Raw genomic sequence first — 4,265 nt, 5'->3', positions numbered from 1 at the left:
CCACTCGGTAGAGCAGGGGCGGGAGCCGGACGATCTGGCCGTCGGGGCGGCAGACCAGCTGCGGCGGCTCACGGTATCCGGAGCCCTCGAACTCGCCGACGAGTTCCATGCCGGCCACCAGGGTGGGTGTGGCGCAGGGCGCTGACATGGACGTCCTCCGGAGGGTGGCGGGCGACGGGGAAGGGCCGGGACCGGGCGAACGGGTCCCGGCCCTTCCCCGGACGCTTGGGGTGGGGCCGTCAGGCGATCAGTGGCCGATCAGTGGCTGGCCACGGCCGCCGGGGTACAGACCACGCTGGCGGTCGGGTTCTCGGAGCCCAGGCCGAGGGAGCCGAGCAGGCCGGGGGTGCCCTGCCGGTCGATGGACTGGCAGGCGGAGAGCATGGTGGCGCCGTGGTCGTGGGGGACGGGGGCGAAGACGCCGCCGCCCGTGGCCGCCGCGGAGCTGGAGCTGCCGGAGGCCGCGCCGGCGCCGGGGTCGCCGGGGCCGACGAGGTTGAGCGGGGTGGCGATGACGCCCATGACGGTCCGCTCGGGCAGCACCTCGCCCGTGATCCGGTCGAGTTCCTCGAAGCTGATGGCGTTGTCCATTCCGTTCCCCTTCTGTGGTGTCCGCTCCCGGCGCGCCGAACGGCGCCCGGGCATGCCGCCCCCGCCGGATCGGCCGAGGGCGGAGTCCTTGGGGTTGAGACGGTGGCGCTCGGGGGTCAGCGGCTGTGAACGGCCGCCGGGACGCAGGTCAGGGTGTAGCCGGGAGTGGTGGGCGCCAGGCCCAGGGCGGCGAGGAGACCGAGGCTGCCGGGGTTCTCCTTGTACTGGCAGGCGTAGGCCACGGTCGTGCCGTGCTCGGTTCTCACAAGGGCCGGGTAGACGGGGTGGTGGTCGGCGCCCGCGCCGGCGGCGGCGCCGGTGGGCAGCAGGCTCGACAGGGCGATCCGCGCGGGCAGCTCCTCGCCGTACAGCCGGCCGAGCTCCCCGAAGGTCACGGCGGATCCCATTGGCTCATCCCTCCCTCTGGGACGACAGCGTCGCGTCCATCCCGGCGTGGAGCCTAACCCGCATATCAACGCACAACACTTCATCAATCCCCGCGTCACCCGGTCGTGTTGGGATATGCCCCCGGAAGGGTGGCGGAGGGAACGCCCGCCCGGGCCCGGCGGCGGTACGCGAAAGGGCCGCACCCCGTACGGAACGGGGTGCGGCCCTCAACCGCTCAGCCGGAAACGCTCAGTTGCTCAGTTGCGGATCAGGTTGCGCAGCACGTACTGCATGATGCCGCCGTTGCGGTAGTAGTCGGCCTCACCGGGGGTGTCGATGCGGACGACCGCGTCGAACTCGACACCGGTGTCGGTGGTGACCTTGACCGTACGGGGCGTGCGGCCCTCGTTCAGCTCGGTCACGCCGGCGAAGGAGAAGGTCTCCTCGCCGGTCAGGCCGAGGGACTCCGCCGAGGCGCCCTCGGGGAACTGGAGCGGGAGGACGCCCATGCCGATGAGGTTGGAGCGGTGGATGCGCTCGTAGGACTCGGCGATGACGGCCTTGACGCCGAGGAGCGCGGTGCCCTTGGCGGCCCAGTCACGGGACGAGCCGGAGCCGTACTCCTTGCCGGCCAGGACGACCAGCGGGATGCCCTGCTCGATGTAGTTGCGCGAGGCGTCGTAGATGAACGACACAGGCGCGTCGGCCTGGGTGAAGTCGCGGGTGAAGCCGCCCTCCGTACCCGGCGCGATCTGGTTGCGCAGGCGGATGTTGGCGAACGTACCGCGGATCATGACCTCGTGGTTGCCACGGCGGGAACCGTAGGAGTTGAAGTCACGACGCTCGACACCGTGCTCGGTGAGGTACTTGCCCGCCGGGGTGTCGGCCTTGATGGCACCGGCCGGGGAGATGTGGTCGGTGGTGACCGAGTCGCCCAGCTTGGCCAGGACGCGGGCGCCGGTGATGTCGGCGACCGGGGCCGGCTCCATCTGCATGCCCTCGAAGTAAGGGGGCTTGCGGACGTAGGTGGACTCGGTGTCCCACTCGAAGGTGTTGCCGGTCGGGATCGACAGGGCCTGCCACTGGGCGTCGCCCGCGAAGACGTCCTGGTAGGACTTGTTGAACATGTCCTCGCCGATGGCGTTGGCCACGACCTCGTTGACCTCGGCCTCGGACGGCCAGATGTCCTTGAGGAAGACCGGGTTGCCCTCGGTGTCGGTGCCGAGCGCGTCGCGGGTGATGTCCACCTTCATGGAGCCCGCGAGGGCGTAGGCGACGACCAGCGGCGGGGACGCCAGGTAGTTCATCTTGACGTCGGGGTTGATCCGGCCCTCGAAGTTGCGGTTGCCGGAGAGCACCGAGGTGACGGCGAGGTCGTGGTCGTTGACCGCCTTGGAGACCTCCTCCGGCAGCGGGCCGGAGTTGCCGATGCAGGTGGTGCAGCCGTAGCCGACGAGGTTGAAGCCGACCTTGTCGAGGTAGGGGGTCAGGCCCGCCTTGTCGAAGTAGTCGGTGACGACCTTGGAGCCCGGGGCGAGGGTGGTCTTGACCCACGGCTTGCGGGTCAGGCCCTTCTCGACCGCCTTCTTGGCCACGAGCGCGGCGGCGACCATGACGTAGGGGTTCGAGGTGTTGGTGCAGGAGGTGATCGCGGCGACGGTGACGGCGCCGTGGTCGATCGTGTAGGTGGTGCCGTCGGGGGCGGTGACGGTGACCGGGTTCGACGGGACGCCGTTGGAGGCGGCCGGGGCGTCGGAGGCCGGGAAGGACTCCTCGCCCGCCTCGTCGGCGGTGGAGACGTAGTTGAGGACGTCACGCTCGAACTGGGCCTTGGCGTCGGCCAGGACGATGCGGTCCTGCGGGCGCTTGGGGCCGGCGATGGAGGGGACGACCGTGGAGAGGTCGAGCTCCAGCTTCTCGGAGAAGTCGGGCTCGGCGGCCGGGTCCAGCCACAGGCCCTGCTCCTTGGCGTACGCCTCGACGAGCGCGACCTGCTGCGCGGAGCGGCCGGTGAGCTTGAGGTAGTTCAGGGTCTCGCCGTCGATCGGGAAGATCGCGGCGGTGGAGCCGAACTCCGGCGACATGTTGCCGATGGTGGCGCGGTTGGCGAGGCTCGTGGCCGCCACACCCTCGCCGTAGAACTCGACGAACTTGCCGACGACGCCGTGCTTGCGCAGCATCTCGGTGATCGTGAGGACGAGGTCGGTGGCGGTGGTGCCGGCCGGGAGCTCACCGGTCAGCTTGAAGCCGACGACGCGCGGGATGAGCATGGAGACCGGCTGGCCGAGCATCGCGGCCTCGGCCTCGATGCCGCCGACGCCCCAGCCCAGCACACCGAGGCCGTTGACCATGGTGGTGTGCGAGTCGGTGCCGACGAGGGTGTCGGGGTAGGCCTGGCCGTTGCGGACCATGACCGTGCGGGCCAGGTGCTCGATGTTCACCTGGTGGACGATGCCGGTGCCCGGGGGGACGACCTTGAAGTCGTCGAAGGCGGTCTGGCCCCAGCGCAGGAACTGGTAGCGCTCCTTGTTGCGGCCGTACTCCAGCTCGACGTTCTGCGCGAACGCGTCGTTGGTGCCGAACTTGTCGGCGATGACGGAGTGGTCGATGACCATCTCGGCCGGGGAGAGCGGGTTGATCTTCGCCGGGTCGCCACCGAGCGCCGCGACGGCCTCACGCATGGTGGCGAGGTCGACGACACAGGGCACACCGGTGAAGTCCTGCATGATCACGCGGGCCGGCGTGAACTGGATCTCCTGGCTGGGCTGGGCCTGCGAGTCCCAGTTGCCCAGGGCGCGGATGTGGTCGGCGGTGATGTTCGCGCCGTCCTCGGTGCGGAGGAGGTTCTCCAGGAGCACCTTCAGGCTGTAGGGAAGGCGCGCGGAGCCCTCGACCTTGTCCAGCCGGAAGATCTCGTACGACTCGTCGCCCACGCGCAGCGTGGTGCGGGCGTCGAAGCTGTTCGCCGACACGACAGTCTCCTTCATGCATGAATTCGCGTACTGCGGCAATCCTGCCGCCCCGATGGCGCGCGCATCCGCTAAGGTGTGCCTAAGTTAGGTATGCCTTACTGGCGCGACAGCGGTACGCCTCTCGGCAGATATCTCGATGTCGAGATAACTCTAATACATCGCCGCCGATCGGTCATGCCCGGATACGCTGTCCTCCGTCATCCAATCGAGGCGTTTGACAGCGAACCCAGCCGTCCCGGCTTTCTTGCCAGCGAACCTAGTCGCGCGAGGTGAGCGCGCTGGGGGTGCTGGGTGGCCGTACCGATCGGGGTGGAT

The 4,265-nt window shown here is 69.4% G+C and carries 3 protein-coding genes; all 3 read right to left on the bottom strand.

Annotated features, from left to right (window positions below; genetic code table 11):
- Positions 1–258: 258 nt before the first annotated feature.
- The gene (locus K6I33_RS32425; protein WP_229358167.1) at positions 259–591 is read right to left on the bottom strand and encodes a hypothetical protein; all 333 of its coding nucleotides are present in this window, start codon (positions 589–591) and stop codon (positions 259–261) included.
- Positions 592–707: 116 nt separating this feature from the next.
- Positions 708–998 (bottom strand): hypothetical protein, encoded by a 291-nt coding sequence (locus K6I33_RS32420; RefSeq protein WP_229358165.1) that lies wholly within the window; start codon positions 996–998, stop codon positions 708–710.
- 237 nt (positions 999–1,235) lie between these two features.
- Positions 1,236–3,950: an aconitate hydratase AcnA gene (gene acnA / locus K6I33_RS32415; RefSeq protein ID WP_308297358.1), complete on the bottom strand. Its 2,715-nt coding sequence runs from the start codon at positions 3,948–3,950 to the stop codon at positions 1,236–1,238.
- Between the last annotated feature and the right edge of the window lie 315 nt (positions 3,951–4,265).

Origin of the sequence: Streptomyces sp. UNOB3_S3 (assembly GCF_020740895.1) — a bacterium.
In the GTDB taxonomy this organism is placed as follows: Bacteria; Actinomycetota; Actinomycetes; order Streptomycetales; family Streptomycetaceae; genus Streptomyces.
This window is presented reverse-complemented; position numbering and strand designations above follow the sequence as displayed.